This window comes from Marinobacter sediminicola (assembly GCF_031157525.1).
In the GTDB taxonomy this organism is placed as follows: Bacteria; Pseudomonadota; Gammaproteobacteria; order Pseudomonadales; family Oleiphilaceae; genus Marinobacter; species Marinobacter sediminicola.
On the sequence record NZ_JAVIXR010000010.1, the window covers coordinates 121,540 to 136,522 of the forward strand.

General features: G+C 54.8%; 12 protein-coding genes. 10 read left to right on the plus strand and 2 right to left on the minus strand.

Features of this window, described 5'->3' with window-relative positions; translation table 11 throughout:
• The first annotated feature begins 119 nt into the window (after window positions 1-119).
• From RG807_RS14005 to gatB, 4 genes are all read left to right on the plus strand, one after another.
• The gene (locus RG807_RS14005) at window positions 120-1,535 is read left to right on the plus strand and encodes a mechanosensitive ion channel domain-containing protein (RefSeq protein ID WP_309045435.1); all 1,416 of its coding nucleotides are present in this window, start codon (window positions 120-122) and stop codon (window positions 1,533-1,535) included.
• A 92-nt stretch (window positions 1,536-1,627) separates the two neighbouring features.
• Window positions 1,628-1,915, plus strand: coding sequence for an Asp-tRNA(Asn)/Glu-tRNA(Gln) amidotransferase subunit GatC (gatC, locus tag RG807_RS14010; protein WP_309045436.1), 288 nt, complete (start codon window positions 1,628-1,630; stop codon window positions 1,913-1,915).
• Window positions 1,916-1,954: 39 nt separating this feature from the next.
• Window positions 1,955-3,412, plus strand: coding sequence for an Asp-tRNA(Asn)/Glu-tRNA(Gln) amidotransferase subunit GatA (gene gatA / locus RG807_RS14015; protein ID WP_309045437.1), 1,458 nt, complete (start codon window positions 1,955-1,957; stop codon window positions 3,410-3,412).
• 6 nt (window positions 3,413-3,418) lie between these two features.
• Complete coding sequence (gatB, locus tag RG807_RS14020; protein WP_309045450.1) at window positions 3,419-4,885, plus strand: Asp-tRNA(Asn)/Glu-tRNA(Gln) amidotransferase subunit GatB; 1,467 nt, start codon at window positions 3,419-3,421, stop codon at window positions 4,883-4,885.
• A 133-nt stretch (window positions 4,886-5,018) separates the two neighbouring features.
• Here the strand turns inward: gatB and RG807_RS14025 are convergent, their stop codons facing one another.
• Window positions 5,019-5,969 carry a LysR family transcriptional regulator gene (locus RG807_RS14025; protein WP_309045438.1) on the minus strand — a complete coding sequence of 317 codons (951 nt, stop codon included), beginning with the start codon at window positions 5,967-5,969 and terminating at the stop codon, window positions 5,019-5,021.
• Window positions 5,970-6,102: 133 nt separating this feature from the next.
• On the opposite strand from RG807_RS14025, the gene RG807_RS14030 reads away from it, so the two are divergent.
• Genes RG807_RS14030 through RG807_RS14040 form a run of 3 tightly spaced genes read left to right on the plus strand, consistent with a single transcriptional unit; the run spans window position 6,103 to window position 10,025 of the window.
• On the plus strand, window positions 6,103-7,518 hold the full coding sequence (locus tag RG807_RS14030; RefSeq protein WP_309045439.1) for an acetyl-CoA carboxylase biotin carboxylase subunit: 1,416 nt from the start codon (window positions 6,103-6,105) through the stop codon (window positions 7,516-7,518).
• A gap of 17 nt (window positions 7,519-7,535) precedes the next feature.
• Window positions 7,536-9,344 (plus strand): sodium-extruding oxaloacetate decarboxylase subunit alpha, encoded by a 1,809-nt coding sequence (oadA, locus tag RG807_RS14035; RefSeq protein ID WP_309045440.1) that lies wholly within the window; start codon window positions 7,536-7,538, stop codon window positions 9,342-9,344.
• A gap of 18 nt (window positions 9,345-9,362) precedes the next feature.
• Entirely contained in the window at window positions 9,363-10,025 is a 663-nt protein-coding gene (locus RG807_RS14040; RefSeq protein WP_309045441.1) for a carbonic anhydrase, read from the plus strand.
• A gap of 59 nt (window positions 10,026-10,084) precedes the next feature.
• Here the strand turns inward: RG807_RS14040 and rimO are convergent, their stop codons facing one another.
• Entirely contained in the window at window positions 10,085-11,428 is a 1,344-nt protein-coding gene (gene rimO, locus RG807_RS14045; RefSeq protein WP_309045442.1) for a 30S ribosomal protein S12 methylthiotransferase RimO, read from the minus strand.
• 320 nt (window positions 11,429-11,748) lie between these two features.
• Between rimO and RG807_RS14050 the strand changes: the two genes are divergently transcribed.
• From RG807_RS14050 to cysN, 3 genes are all read left to right on the plus strand, one after another.
• Complete coding sequence (locus RG807_RS14050; protein ID WP_309045443.1) at window positions 11,749-12,159, plus strand: PilZ domain-containing protein; 411 nt, start codon at window positions 11,749-11,751, stop codon at window positions 12,157-12,159.
• Window positions 12,160-12,344: 185 nt separating this feature from the next.
• Window positions 12,345-13,253: a sulfate adenylyltransferase subunit CysD gene (gene cysD / locus RG807_RS14055; protein ID WP_298448284.1), complete on the plus strand. Its 909-nt coding sequence runs from the start codon at window positions 12,345-12,347 to the stop codon at window positions 13,251-13,253.
• 1 nt (window position 13,254) lies between these two features.
• Window positions 13,255-14,913: a sulfate adenylyltransferase subunit CysN gene (gene cysN / locus RG807_RS14060; RefSeq protein ID WP_309045444.1), complete on the plus strand. Its 1,659-nt coding sequence runs from the start codon at window positions 13,255-13,257 to the stop codon at window positions 14,911-14,913.
• Window positions 14,914-14,983 lie beyond the last annotated feature (70 nt).

Below are 14,983 nucleotides of genomic sequence, written 5' to 3' on the forward strand. Positions count from 1 at the left end.
AGGGCTTTGCGCGGATTTCTGGTTGACGCAGGCGGTGCGCTGAACTTTGCTTTACATTAAAGATGGCCCGAAAGTCCATCCATGATAATCGGATTTTACTGCCACCGGAGAGGCCTCTATTGAGAATACCAAAGATTAACCTGCCAAAGTATCTCGGCACAGCTTGGCTTGGCAGGCGCTTGCTTTTGGTTGTAGCGCTAACGGTTTTTGCCCCCTCACTGGTTCTGGCTCAGCAACAAGAGGCAGAGCCAGCTGGCGCAATTACCCTTGAGCCGGCAGCAGACAGCGACGCATTGATAACGCAGCGCATTTCCGGGATTTTTTCCCAGATTCCGCAGTTTGACTCTTTGCAGGTTAACGTGACCAGCGGCGTAGTGGCGCTTTCAGGCGAGACTGCGAACGAGGCTCAGGCCCAACGGGCATTGAAACTCGCCAGCCGGGTAGAGGGTGCCATCGCAGTTGATGACAGCATTGTCCGCACTCTGGATTTGCAGGACAACCTCGACCCCCTGTGGGATTCGTTACAGAACACTCTGCGCGGCTGGATACGGGCCCTGCCACTATTTCTGGTGGCATTCAGTATTTTTGCACTGGTGGCGTTCGCTGGGCACCGGCTGGCAAGTCACGCACCGCTCTGGTCACGGGTAACCAAAAATCCCTTTCTGGCGGAACTGGCTGGGCACGCGGTAAGGCTGATCACCATTCTCCTGGGGCTGCTGCTGGCACTGAACATACTCGGCGCTACAGCGCTGATGGGCACTCTTCTAGGTGGCGCGGGCGTGTTGGGGCTGGCGATCAGCTTCGCGGTAAAAGACTCCATGGAAAATTACATTTCCAGCATCATGCTGAGTATCCGCCAGCCGTTCCGGGCTCAGGAACACGTAATCATCAACGATTATGAAGGTGTTGTGGTGAGGCTGACCTCGCGTTCCACCGTGCTAATGACGCTTGACGGTAACCATCTGCGCATCCCCAACGCTACGGTTTTCAAAGCCGTCATCCTGAATTACTCTCGCAATCCTCAGCGCCGCTTTGATTTTGTTCTGGGGGTCGACGCAGAGGACGACCCGGCCCTGGCTATACAAACCGGCCTTACGGCGATGCAGCAGCTGGTCTGGGTGCTGGACGACCCGGAACCTAGCGGCATTATTGAATCCGTGGGCGACTCCAACATTCTTATCAAGTTCACAGCCTGGATTGACCAGCGCGAATCTGATTTCGGAAAAGCTCGCAGCCTCTCGATTCGTGCCGCCAAGAATGCACTGGAGAGCCAGGGTTTCACCCTACCCGAGCCCATATACAGACTGCGCTTCGATCAAACGCCCGGCACACAGGCTGCCGAAGATACGTCAAAGCGGCCAGAGCGGACACAGGAGCCGAACACGGGTTCAGCCAAGCCTTCGCCCACGTCAGAGTTACCGGCTGATGAAGTGCTGAACGTGCGGCCGGACACCCACATTACGCGGCAAGTGCGGGAAGAGCGGAACGACGCCGCAGCCGAAGACTTGCTGGATGATACCCGGCCAATTGAGTAGATTTTCGGCGTCGCAGCGCCCCTCCCGCCCAGCCGCGAATCTGTTACCATATCCACCTTCTAGAAAACGCTGTTTCATACATTGGAGTCAACGTGACCATTTCCCGCGAAGACATTGAAAAAGTCGCCGTGCTGGCCCGCATTCGCCTCGACGAAGAGCAGATACCCGCACTGGAAGACGACTTGGGCAATATCCTGAGCCTGGTTGACCAGCTCAGAGCCGCAGACACCGACAACGTAGAACCGCTGTCCCACCCGCTGGATGCCGTGCAGCGTTTACGGGCTGACAACGTAACCGAGACCAATCAACGGGAGGCCTTCCAGGCCATTGCGCCGGCTACTGAAGACGGCCTTTATCTCGTACCTCGGGTTATTGAGTGATCTGACGAGCCCACCATCGGCCCACAATCAGGATTGAACATGCATAACAAATCCGTAGCAGAGCTTACCCGCGAGCTGGAAAGCGGCAAGATTTCAAGCGTGGAACTGACCCGAGAGTTCCTCGATCGTATTAAAACCGAAGACCAGCAGTACAACAGCTTCATTACCGTAACCGAAGACCAGGCCATGGCGGATGCCAAATCCGCAGATGAGCAACGTGCAGCAGGCAAAGCCAGCGTTTGGACCGGCGTGCCCTTTGCCCACAAAGACATCTTCTGCACCAACGGTGTGGCAACCACGGCCGGCTCTAAAATGCTGGCCAACTTTGTGCCGCCTTACGACTCCACGGTAACCGCCAACTTCCGCGCGGCCGGCGCTGTGTGCTTGGGCAAAACCAATATGGATGAGTTCGCCATGGGCTCTTCCAACGAATCCAGCTTTTTCGGCCCGGTAACCAACCCCTGGGGATTGAGCGCCGGCGAGAAGCGTGTGCCTGGTGGATCCTCCGGTGGTTCCGCAGCCGCCATTGCTGCTCGCCTTGTACCTGCCGCCACCGCAACTGATACTGGTGGTTCCATTCGTCAGCCGGCTGCCCTGTGCGGCATTACGGGCCTGAAGCCTACCTACGGGCGGGTGTCCCGCTACGGTATTATTGCCTTTGCCTCCAGCCTTGATCAGGGCGGCACCATGGCGCGTACCGCTGAAGACAACGCGCTGATGCTGAATGTGATGGCGGGGTTTGATCCAAAAGACTCCACATCTGCTAATCAGGCCGTACCGGATTATACCGCCACCCTGAACGAGCCGCTGAAAGGCCTTCGCGTCGGCCTTCCCAAAGAGTACTTCTCCGACCAACTGAGCCCCGCGATGGAGCAACAGATTCGGAATGCGGTTAAGGAATACGAAAAGCTCGGTGCCACCGTAAAAGAAGTATCACTGCCCCACGCCAAGCTGGCCATTGCTGCCTACTACGTCATTGCGCCAGCAGAGGCCTCTGCCAACCTGTCGCGTTTTGATGGCGTGCGTTACGGCTATCGCTGTGAGAGCCCGCAAGACCTGAACGACCTGTACACCCGCACCCGGGCCGAAGGTTTCGGAGATGAGGTGAAACGCCGGATTCTGGTTGGCACCTATGCGCTTTCAGCCGGCTATTTTGATGCCTATTATTTGAAAGCCCAGAAGGTTCGACGCCTGATCCAGCAGGATTTCATTAATGCATTCAAAGAGGTGGATGTGCTGATGAGCCCGGTTTCGCCCTCACCTGCTTTTGTGCAAGGCGCGAACACCAATGATCCGGTGACCATGTACCTGGAAGATATTTTCACCATTGCCGTGAACCTTGCGGGTGTTCCAGCCATGTCGGTACCAGCAGGTTTTGTCGACGGCCTGCCTGTTGGCTTGCAGATTATCGGGAACTATTTCGAAGAGGCTCGCCTGCTGAATGCGGCCCATCAGTTCCAGCAAGTTACCGACTGGCACCAAAAGCTTCCCCAGTAAGCCCGAATCAGGAGAACGACTATGCAGTGGGATATTGTGATCGGGCTGGAAATTCATGTTCAGCTTGCCACCAAAACCAAGATTTTTTCCGGCTCCAGCACGGCATTTGGTGCCGAGCCCAACACCCAGGCCAGCGCTGTCGATTTAGCTATGCCCGGCACCTTGCCTGTTCCGAACGAGCAGGCCTTTCGCTATGCGGTGATGTTCGGCTTAGCAGTAAACGCTGAAATCGGCCGGCGCTCGGTGTTTGATCGTAAAAACTACTTCTACCCGGATTTGCCCAAGGGTTATCAAACCACGCAGCTGGACCACCCCATTGTGGGTCCGGGCTTTGTGGATATTGATTTGGCCAATGGCAGCAGCAAGCGTGTGCGGATTCATCATGCTCACCTGGAAGAAGATGCCGGCAAATCGCTCCACGAAGACTTTCATGGCATGACGGGCATCGACCTGAACCGCGCCGGTACACCGCTGATTGAAATTGTCACCGAACCGGACATGAACAGCGCAGAAGAAGCTGTGGCCTTTGCCAAAAAACTGCACAGCCTGGTGTCTTCAATTGGCATCTGCGATGGCGATATGAGCCAGGGTTCCCTGCGCTTTGATGTAAACATTTCGCTCAAGCCGAAAGGCTCGGACGAACTGGGCACGCGCACGGAAACCAAGAACCTGAACTCCTTCCGTTTTATGGAGCAGGCCATTGCCCATGAAGTGGAGCGGCAGATGGACATTCTGGAAGACGGCGGCCGCATTATTCAGGAAACTCGTCTGTACAACGGTGAGCGCGATGAATCACGCTCAATGCGCAGCAAGGAAGAAGCCAACGATTACCGCTACTTCCCCTGCCCGGATCTGCTGCCCGTAGTGATTGACGATGCGTTTATTGAGAGCGCCCGGGATTTGTTGCCGGAATTGCCGGATGAGCGCAAAGCACGATTCATGGAGCAGTACAGCCTCAACGATTACGACGCCCGTTTGCTGAGCGATGATGCCAAGCTGTCGGCTTTCTTCGAAGCGGTCGCAGAACACGGAAAAGATGCCAAGCTGGCGGCCAACTGGGTGCTGGGCGAATTCTCGGCACGCCTGAACGCGGAGGATAAATCCGTGGCACAGGCGCCCATCAGCGGCGAGCAGCTCGGCCAGTTGGTGGCGCGTATTGCCGACAATACTGTGTCGTCCTCCGGCGCCAAGAAGGTGCTTGAGGCCCTTTGGAACGGTGACGGAGACAATGCGGATGCCATCATTGATGCTCAGGGTCTGAAGCAGGTGTCGGATACCGGGGCGCTGGAGGCAATGGTTGATGAGGTTCTGGCCGGGATGCCGGATCAGGTTGCCCAGTATCAGCAAGAGGCTGATCCCAAGAAGCAAAAGAAGATGCTGGGCGGCTTTATGGGTCCTTTGATGAAGGCCTCCAAGGGCCAAGGGAATCCTAAGCTGTTCAATGAGATTCTTGTTCGGAAACTTGGGGGTTGATTGGTTTGGGTTTGGGCCTCTAAATTGGCCCTAGCCATTTAGTTATGGGGAGGGGTGGGTTTAAAGCCCACCCGACATGAATATGAGATAACTCTCGAGCGCCACTGCATCCACTTTCTGATCCGAACCTCTCTTAATTGGCAGCTAACCCTTTAAACAACCGCTCGAACCGCGCAATATTTTGCTGAACATAGTTAACGAACGCCTTCATAGCTGGTGTTGGGTGTCGTCCTTGTGGATAGACCACGCACCAACTGCGGCGCAGTGGGAAGCCGGCAATGTCCAGGGCTCTCAAAGAGCCCAGAGCTAATTCCGATAACACGCTTAACTTGGGCACGACCGCGACGCCTAACCTCGCCAACACCGCATGTTTAACCGCGTCGTTAGAGCCCAACTCCATGATTGGGTCGATTCTCAGTTGGTGTTGCTGGAAGTAGACTTCCAGCGCCAGCCGACTGCCGGAGCCGGGTTCTCTGGTGAGGAGTCGGCTGTGCAGAAATGCTTCTGCGCTGACTGACTCTTGTTCAAGCAACGGGTGGCCAGCCGCGGCTACGGGGATCAGTTCGTTGTCCAGAAACGGCAGCGAGGTTAGTGGTCGGCCCTGGGGGACCATACCCATGATGATAAGGTCGTCGCTGTTTTCTTTCAGGCGCTCCAATGCGGTTGCGCGGTTGACTACAGATACCGATATGTTGACCTGCGGGTTCTGTTCGAGGAATGCGCCCAACAGGTAGGGCACCACGTATTGGGCGGTACTTACTGCCACCAGCCGCAAGTCGCCCGCCACTCTGCCTTCCAGCGCCGCCAAGCGGTTCTGCATGTCGGCAAGCTCGCCGAATACTGAACGCACGCACGCGGCCATTTCTTCCCCTGCCGCGGTGCAATAGAGTTTTCGGCCTATGTATTCGAACATCGGCATGTTCAGAGCCTGCTCCAGGTGTCGCACCTGACTGCTGACGGCTGGCTGGGTCAATCCCAGCAAATCTCCTGCCTTGCTGTAGCTTTTCATGTCATAGACGGCTTTGAACACCTGCAACTGCCGAAACGTCAGTCTGTTCGCCAGCTTCTGGATGCTGAGCGGCATAAGCTCTCCTTTTAACAACCCATTCATAACGTTTAACTTATATATAAACGAAATAATATCAATTTTTACTGATCAGCAATCCTCGTTATTCTTTTCCTACCTTCATTCGGGACGAAGCAATGAGGAACTTCCCATGCTGAAGAAAGTGTTGATCGCCAATCGTGGCGAGATTGCCGTGCGCATTGTGCGGGCTTGTGCAGAGATGGGGATACGTTCGGTGGCAATTTATACCGAACCGGATCGCTACGGGCTGCATGTTAAGCGGGCTGATGAATCCTACTCTCTGGGCGAAGACCCTCTAGCGGGCTATCTAGACCCGGCTCGCATCGTAAACCTGGCAGTCGAAACCGGCTGCGATGCTATTCATCCCGGCTATGGTTTTCTGTCGGAAAACGCCAACTTTGCCCGCCTGTGCGAACAGAAGGGTGTGGCGTTCATTGGCCCGAAATCCAGCGTCATCCACGGCATGGGCGACAAAACCCAGGCCCGCGATAGCATGCGTGCCGCCGGCATACCCATTACTCCGGGCTCTGAAGGCAATCTGGATAGCCTTGATGAGGCTCTGGAACTGGCTAACGACATAGGCTACCCGGTAATGCTGAAAGCCACGTCGGGTGGCGGCGGTCGTGGCATTCGTCGGTGCGACACACCGCAAGAGCTGACTACCCAGTACCCACGCGTGATTTCCGAAGCCACGAAGGCCTTTGGCTCGGCAGAAGTATTTATGGAAAAGTGCATAGTGAATCCGCGCCACATTGAGGTGCAGATACTGGCAGACAGCCAGGGCGATGCCATCCATCTGTTTGAACGCGACTGCTCCATTCAGCGTCGCAATCAGAAACTGATCGAGATTGCCCCGAGCCCGCAGCTGACGCCGGAACAGCGCCAGTACATCGGTGATCTGGCGGTGCGTGCAGCAAAAGCCGTGAGCTATGAGAACGCAGGCACGGTGGAGTTCCTGCTCACGGGCAACGAAGTCTACTTCATGGAAATGAATACCCGGGTGCAGGTGGAGCACACCATTACCGAGGCCATTACCGGCGTAGATATTGTGCGAGAACAACTGCGCATCGCCTCTGGCCTACCCCTGAGCTATCGGCAGGAGGATATTCAGTTTCGGGGCTATGCACTGCAATTTCGTATTAACGCCGAAGATCCAAAGAACGACTTCTTGCCCAGCTTTGGCCGCATCACTCATTACTACGCCCCCGGCGGCCCGGGTGTGCGGGTGGATACCGCCATCTATACCGGTTACGAAATCCCTCCTTACTACGATTCCATGTGTCTGAAGCTGGTTGTGTGGGCACTGACCTGGGAAGAGGTAATCGCACGGGGCAAGCGGGCTCTGGACGACATGCGCCTGCATGGCATCAAAACCACCGCCAATTACTATCAGCAGATTCTGGATCATCCAGACTTCCGCAATGGTCATTTTGACACCAGCTTCGTACCCAGCCATCCGGAACTGCTGAACTATTCGAAGAAACGTGACCCCAGTGCCGTGGCACTGGCGATTGCCGCCACTATTGCAGCCCATGCTGGCTGGTAATCCACAGGAGACTGAACATGAGCAACGCAAAAAAGATTGAAGTTACCGACGTAATTCTTCGTGATGCGCACCAATCCCTGATCGCCACCCGCATGCGCACGGAGGACATGCTGCCGATCTGCGACAAACTGGACAAAGTGGGCTATTGGTCCCTGGAAGTCTGGGGCGGCGCTACGTTTGATGCCTGCGTACGTTTCCTGAAAGAAGACCCATGGGAGCGCCTGCGCCAACTGCGCGAAGCTTTGCCCAACACCCGTTTGCAAATGCTGCTACGCGGCCAGAACCTTTTGGGATACCGCCATTATGCCGATGATGTGGTTGAGGCTTTCGTACAGAAGGCGGCCGACAATGGCATCGATGTGTTCCGGGTATTCGATGCACTAAACGACCTTCGCAATCTGGAAACCGCCATGAAAGCGGTAAAGAAGGCTGGCAAGCACGCTCAGGGTACAATTTGCTACACCACCAGCCCCGTGCATACGCCTGCGTTGTTCGTGAAACAGGCTGAACAGCTCAAAACCATGGGCGCCGATTCCATTGCCATAAAAGACATGGCGGGGTTGCTGACACCCTACGCCACGTTTGAACTGGTTAAGGCAATCAAGTCTTCTGTAGACCTGCCATTGGTGGTGCATAGCCACTCAACCGCCGGGCTTGCACCCATGTGCCAACTCAAAGCCATCGAAGCCGGTGCCGACCGGATTGATACGGCCATTTCGGCCTTTGCCAGCGGCACCAGTCACCCGGCTACAGAATCCCAGGTAGCCGCGCTTAAGGGCACGGAGTACGACACCGGGCTGGATCTGGAGCAGCTCAGCGAAATCGCGGACTACTTTCGCGAGGTCCGTAAAAAGTATCATCAATTCGAAAGCGAGTTCACCCGGGAAGACGTTTCAGTGCAGATCAACCAGGTTCCTGGCGGCATGATGTCAAACCTGGCCAATCAGCTGAAGGAACAGAATGCCCTCGACAAGATCAACGACGTATTCGACGAAATCCCAAGGGTTCGACAGGATCTTGGCTACCCACCGCTGGTAACGCCCACATCCCAGATTGTTGGTACTCAAGCGGTTTATAACGTTTTGGCCGGGCAACGCTACAAAACCATCACCAACGAAGTTAAGCGTTACCTGCAGGGCGGCTATGGCCACCCCCCTGCTGAAGTAAATGCCGACATCCGCAAAAAAGCCATCGGCAATGAGGCGGTCAATGATGGACGTCCGGCCGATTTGATCAACCCTGAGCTGGACAAATTGCGAGAAGACATTGGTAGTCTGGCAAGTTGTGAAGAAGATGTGCTCACATACGCCATGTTCCCCGATCTGGGCCGGGAGTTCTTGCAGCAACGCAAGGATGGCACGCTCAAACCGGAAGAGCTGCTGCCAGTAGAGCAATCCGGGCAAAGCCGCTTGGGCACCGGGGTTGCCACTGAATTCCGTATTGATGTGCACGGTGAAACCTACGAAGTGGCAGTAACCGGTGTTGGCACCACAGGGCCTGGTAAGCGCAAACTGTATCTGTCGCTGGATGGCATGCCCGAAGAAGTGGTATTCGAATCCCTGAACGAATATGTGGCAGAGGGTGGCGGCAAAGGTCGCAAGCGCGCAACCGATCCAGGTCATGTCAGCACAGCCATGCCCGGAAATGTTGTGGATGTACTGGTAAAGGAAGGGGATTCGGTCACCGCCGGCCAGGCAGTTCTGATTACCGAGGCCATGAAAATGGAAACCGAAATCCACTCCAGTGTTGATGGCACCGTGCAGGCGGTTCACGTCACCAAGGGCGACCGGGTTACTCCGGGTGAAGTACTAATCGAAATTGCCTGATCGGCAGAAGGAGGCAACATGGATCACATTGTTCGCGGCGTACTGAATTTTCACAAAAACGTTTACCCGGAGCACAAAGACCTGTTTGGTGCACTGGCTACGAGCCAGAACCCGGATGTACTGTTTGTTACCTGCTCGGATTCCCGCATCGACCCGAATATGCTCACGGGCTCTCACCCGGGCGACCTGTTCATTTGTCGAAATGCCGGTAACGTCATCCCACCCCACAGCAATGAAACCGGAAGCATGACGGCTTCTATTGAATACGCCGTTGCGGTTCTGGGTGTACGCCACATTATTGTCTGTGGCCACACAGATTGCGGCGCTATTACCGGTGCTCTGGACATACCGGCACTGAAAGGACTGCCACACGTAAAGGAGTGGCTGGGGCACTGCCGATCAGCCATAGAAATCGTCCGTGAACGGCACGACATTCCGACCGACGCTTGCCTGGACAGCAAGTACCTCAATGAGGCCATAGAGGAAAACGTGCAGCAACAGGTACAGCATCTGCGCACGCACCCAGTGGTCGCCGCGAAGCTGGCCACAGGTAAAATTCAGGTGCACGGCTGGGTATATGACATCAAGTCAGGAGACATCCGCTGCTGCGGTCGAGACAGCCTGGAATTCAAGACTTTCGATCAGTATTACGCGGATTACATAGCCAAAATCAACGGATAGCCGTATGCCATAATCAAAAAGGCCTCGAACATATCGAGGCCTTTTTGGTTTCATTCAACTCACGCCAGAACGGCCCATAGATCATGCTCATCGGCATGCTCAACAAGCACCTTAACTATCTGCCCGGGCTTCAGATCGGTAACATCGTTCAGATACACCATGCCATCAATCTCCGGCGCATCCGCCTTGGAACGACCAATTGCGCCCTCCTCGTCCACCTCATCAATCAGCACATCAATCGTGGCGCCTATCTTTGCCTGCAAACGGGCCGCTGAAATTTCTGCCTGCTTGGTCATAAAGCGCGCCAGGCGCTCCTCTTTCACGTCTTCAGGTACCGCGCCTTCAATCTCATTGGCCTTGGCACCCTCAACCGCACTGTAGGTAAAGGCACCCACGCGATCCAATTGCGCTTCATCCAGCCAATCCAGCAGGTACTGGAAATCTTCTTCTGTTTCACCCGGAAAGCCAACGATAAAGGTGGAGCGGATGGTCAGTTCCGGGCAGATTTCCCGCCATTTACGGATACGGTCCAGGGTTTTGCTGTCGTGAGCGGGGCGTTTCATAGCCTTCAGCACTTTCGGGCTGGCGTGCTGGAACGGAATGTCCAGATACGGCAGGATCTTGCCTTCGGCCATCAGCGGAATGATGTCATCTACGTGCGGGTAAGGGTAAACATAATGCAGGCGCACCCACACACCCAACTCGCCCAAAGCCTCACACAAGGACTGCATTTTGGTTTTCAGCGGACGCCCCTGCCAGAAGCCGGTTCGGTACTTGGTGTCTACACCGTAGGCCGACGTATCCTGGGAGATCACCAGTAATTCTTTAACGCCTGCGTCAACCAAACGCTGAGCTTCGTCCATCACATCGCCAATGGGCCGGCTCACCAGGTCGCCCCGCATGGACGGAATAATGCAGAAGGTGCAGCGATGGTTACAGCCTTCGGAAATCTTGAGGTATGCGTAATGCCGTGGCGTAAGCTTTATGCCCTGAGGCGGAACCAGATCGGTAAACGGATCATGCTCGCGGGCCGGCGGAACAAACTGATGCACTGCGCCCACCACTTCCTCATAAGCGTGCGGGCCCGAAACCGCCAGCACACCCGGGTGGGTTTCACGGATTTTTTCCGCTTCAACGCCCATGCAACCGGTGACAATCACTTTGCCGTTTTCCTTGATGGCTTCACCTATGGCATCCAGAGATTCCTGTTTGGCCGCATCAATAAAACCGCAGGTGTTCACTACAACAATGTCCGCATCGTTGTATGTAGGCACCACGTCGTAGCCATCCAACCGAAGCTGGGTGAGTATGCGCTCGGAATCCACCAGAGCTTTGGGGCAACCCAAACTGATGAAGCCCACCTTGCCGTTGCCGGCAACTTTATTCTCGGTTATTTCTGTCATATAACGTTTCAGGATTCCTGGCGCTCAGCGGGCGCACAGGAATGAGCGCCGGGAGCATGCGAATGAATAAATAGAATCGGGGATTTTACACCACTAAGGGGGCGTTCTGCAGCAAAAGCGGAGCCATCTGAAATGCAAAAGAATTCTGATCTCGATCAAATATGTGAACCCTTGTTCAGAAATATACTGGAAATCTGCCACAATGTACGACACTCAAGTTGCTGATCAGAAAATAAACAACTACACTTTTTGCAAGTTACACGTTGTTCTGAAACATTATTTGAACCCGAGCATGCCTAACAGTGTCAATACGAGCGCCCATGAAAGCCGTCACAGTTAAACCAAACCTGCGCAACCAACAACGTGTGGATGTTGTAAGTGACATCGTTATCGAAAAGCTTGATGGTTGTCAGATCAACTGCAAAATCTCCAACATGTCCCGCACAGGCGTTATGATTTTCTGTAATCAGGAAGCCGCAGGACAGCTCATACCACGTCTAAGAGCCCCCACCCCAGGAAACTGGATTGACGTTAAAGCTCGATTTTCTGTGCCTGTTGTTGCAACTCAACCCGTATCCATATTAGCCAAAGGACACATTGTCCACCTGCGCAGGATGGCCCGGGACGAATTTCAGCTGGGCATTCAGTTTGCCGATTTCGAAGGAAACGGGTTTGACTATATCGACCGGTATGTACGAAAACTTCTGGCCGACACACTTAAACCAGTCTGACCCGTACAGCGTTCCCGCTATATCCTTGATCGAGCCCACACGACTGGTCACCGGCGGGTTCATTGAAGCGCTATATTCCTATAACTTAAAACTCTAACCGCGACCCTTCTTATAGCCATATCGCCTCTGATATAGTTGCTACTCTATTTGCAAGCCTTCAAGGCCCGCTGCGGCAACGGATACTCATGACCACATACAACCTTACGCATCTGAAACAACTGGAAGCGGAAAGCATCCACATCATTCGCGAAGTGGCAGCCGAGTTTGACAACCCGGTGATGCTCTACTCTATCGGTAAAGACTCTGCGGTAATGCTACACCTCGCCCGCAAAGCCTTTTACCCGGGTAAAATGCCCTTCCCCTTGATGCATGTAGATACCACCTGGAAATTTCGGGACATGATCGATTTCCGGGAGCGCAAGGTAAAGGAGTATGGACTAGACCTGATTGTTCACACGAATCAGGACGGCGTAGACCAAGGTATTGGGCCGTTTACCCATGGCAGTGCCAAACATACCGACGTGATGAAAACCCAAGCCCTCAAGCAGGCGCTAGACAAGCATGGTTTCGATGCGGCTTTCGGCGGCGCCCGCCGGGATGAAGAAAAATCCCGGGCCAAGGAACGGGTCTACTCATTCCGTGACGAATACCACCGGTGGGACCCAAAAAACCAACGCCCGGAACTGTGGAATACATATAACGGTAAGGTGAACAAAGGCGAAAGCATCCGCGTGTTCCCACTGTCCAACTGGACTGAACTGGATATCTGGCAGTATATCTATCTGGAAAACATTGAAATTGTCCCGCTCTACTACTCAGCCGTGCGCCCGGTTGTAGAGCGCGATGGTTCGCTGATCATGGTGGACGACGACCGCATGCCACTAAAGGAAGGGGAAAAGCCGATGATGAAATCCATCCGCTTCCGCACCCTTGGCTGCTACCCGCTGACCGGCGCCATTGAATCCGAGGCAGATACGTTGCCGGAAATCATTCAGGAAATGCTGCTGGCCACCAGCTCGGAACGACAGGGCCGCGTGATTGATCACGACTCGGCTGGCTCCATGGAACAGAAAAAACGCGAAGGGTACTTCTGATATGTCACATCAATCTGATCTTATTGCTGACGATATCCAGGCTTACCTGAAGCAGCACGAGAACAAGGAACTGCTGCGCCTACTCACTTGCGGCAGTGTAGACGACGGCAAGAGCACCCTGATCGGCCGTCTGCTGCACGACACCAAGATGATCTATGAAGATCACATGGCCAGCCTTAAAACCGACAGTGCCAAAATGGGCACCACCGGCGAAAAGCTGGACCTTGCTCTGCTGGTGGATGGCTTGCAGGCAGAACGTGAGCAAGGCATAACCATTGATGTTGCCTATCGCTATTTCTCTACCGATAAGCGCAAGTTCATCATTGCAGACACCCCAGGGCATGAGCAGTACACCCGCAACATGGCTACCGGAGCCTCAACTGCGCAGGTCGCCATTCTGATGATCGACGCCCGCCGTGGTGTACTGACCCAGACCCGCAGGCACTCCTATATAGCGTCCCTACTTGGCATCCGTCACATCGTCGTGGCCGTGAATAAAATGGATCTGGTGGATTTCAGCGAAGACCGCTTCAACGAAATCAGAGAGGAATACCTGGCGTTCGCCGCGAAACTCGGGCTGAAAGACATCCGTTTTGTGCCTATCTCTGCGCTGGAAGGCGATAACGTCGTCAACCGCAGCGAGAACACGCCCTGGTTTAACGGCCAGGCACTGATGGATATTCTGGAAACGGTAGAAGTAAACCGCGACAAGAACCTGGAGCACTTCCGGTTCCCCGTGCAATACGTCACACGCCCCAACCTCAACTTCCGTGGCTTCTGCGGCACCATCGCATCCGGCGTGATCCGCCCCGGCGACACGGTTATGGCCCTGCCCTCGCGACGCACCAGTACCGTCAAGGAAGTCGTGACCTTCGATGGCAATCTCGAAGAGGCCTACATTGACCAAGCGGTCACGTTGACGCTGGAAGATGAGATAGATATCAGCCGTGGCGACATGCTGGTGAAACCGGAAGACGAGCCGGAAGTGGGCAACCGTTTTAAGGCCAACATTGTGTGGATGGCAGATGCGCCTTTGCATACTGGCCGCCTGTACGACATCAAACTGGGGCCTACGTTCACTTCCGGCACGGTTCGGAAAATCCATTACCAGACTGATGTGAACACGCTGGAACAGCACGCTAACCCTGCCCTGTTGCAGGTGAACGAAATTGGATTATGCGATCTAACACTGAGCCAGCCAATCGCCTTTGACGCGTACCAGCGTAACCATGCCACGGGCAGTTTTATTGTGATCGACAGGCTCACCAACGTAACTGTTGGTGCCGGCATGATTGATGGCCTGGCTGATACTGCTGGAACTCTGGAGCCCGTGAGTCCGGATGAGCGCGAACGCCGCCTGGCACAGAAGCCGATGATTATTGGCTGCTCCGGCAAGCAGGCACATGCCCTTGCCTTGGCTGTTGAGCGCGCATTGTTTGATCAAGGCAAAACCTCGGTGATCCTGAGCGAGGATAATGCTGGCAATGCCGACGACCGTCGCCGCACTGCGCAACTGCTGACTGCCTATGGGCTGATTGCGATTGCTGTGAATCTTGGCACTGATATCGCCAATGTGTCGGTGACAGCTGAGAGCACTGAGGAAGTTTCTGGTGCTGCTGCGGCGTTAGTGCAGGAGTTGGTTCGCGGGAAGCGGGTTTAATCGGGACCTTATTGGCAGGACTGACCAGGTGGGTGTTTGCCGCGGGGCGGGGTGTCTTTTCTTCTGGAAA

Coding starts and splice junctions, on each gene's coding strand:
- gatA (WP_309045437.1), top strand. CDS start 1,955: ATGCATAACAAATCCGTAGCAGAGCTTACCCGCGAGCTGGAAAGCGGC.
- RG807_RS14025 (WP_309045438.1), bottom strand. CDS start 5,969: ATGCCGCTCAGCATCCAGAAGCTGGCGAACAGACTGACGTTTCGGCAG.
- RG807_RS14030 (WP_309045439.1), top strand. CDS start 6,103: ATGCTGAAGAAAGTGTTGATCGCCAATCGTGGCGAGATTGCCGTGCGC.
- oadA (WP_309045440.1), top strand. CDS start 7,536: ATGAGCAACGCAAAAAAGATTGAAGTTACCGACGTAATTCTTCGTGAT.
- RG807_RS14040 (WP_309045441.1), top strand. CDS start 9,363: ATGGATCACATTGTTCGCGGCGTACTGAATTTTCACAAAAACGTTTAC.
- rimO (WP_309045442.1), bottom strand. CDS start 11,428: ATGACAGAAATAACCGAGAATAAAGTTGCCGGCAACGGCAAGGTGGGC.
- RG807_RS14050 (WP_309045443.1), top strand. CDS start 11,749: ATGAAAGCCGTCACAGTTAAACCAAACCTGCGCAACCAACAACGTGTG.
- cysD (WP_298448284.1), top strand. CDS start 12,345: ATGACCACATACAACCTTACGCATCTGAAACAACTGGAAGCGGAAAGC.
- cysN (WP_309045444.1), top strand. CDS start 13,255: ATGTCACATCAATCTGATCTTATTGCTGACGATATCCAGGCTTACCTG.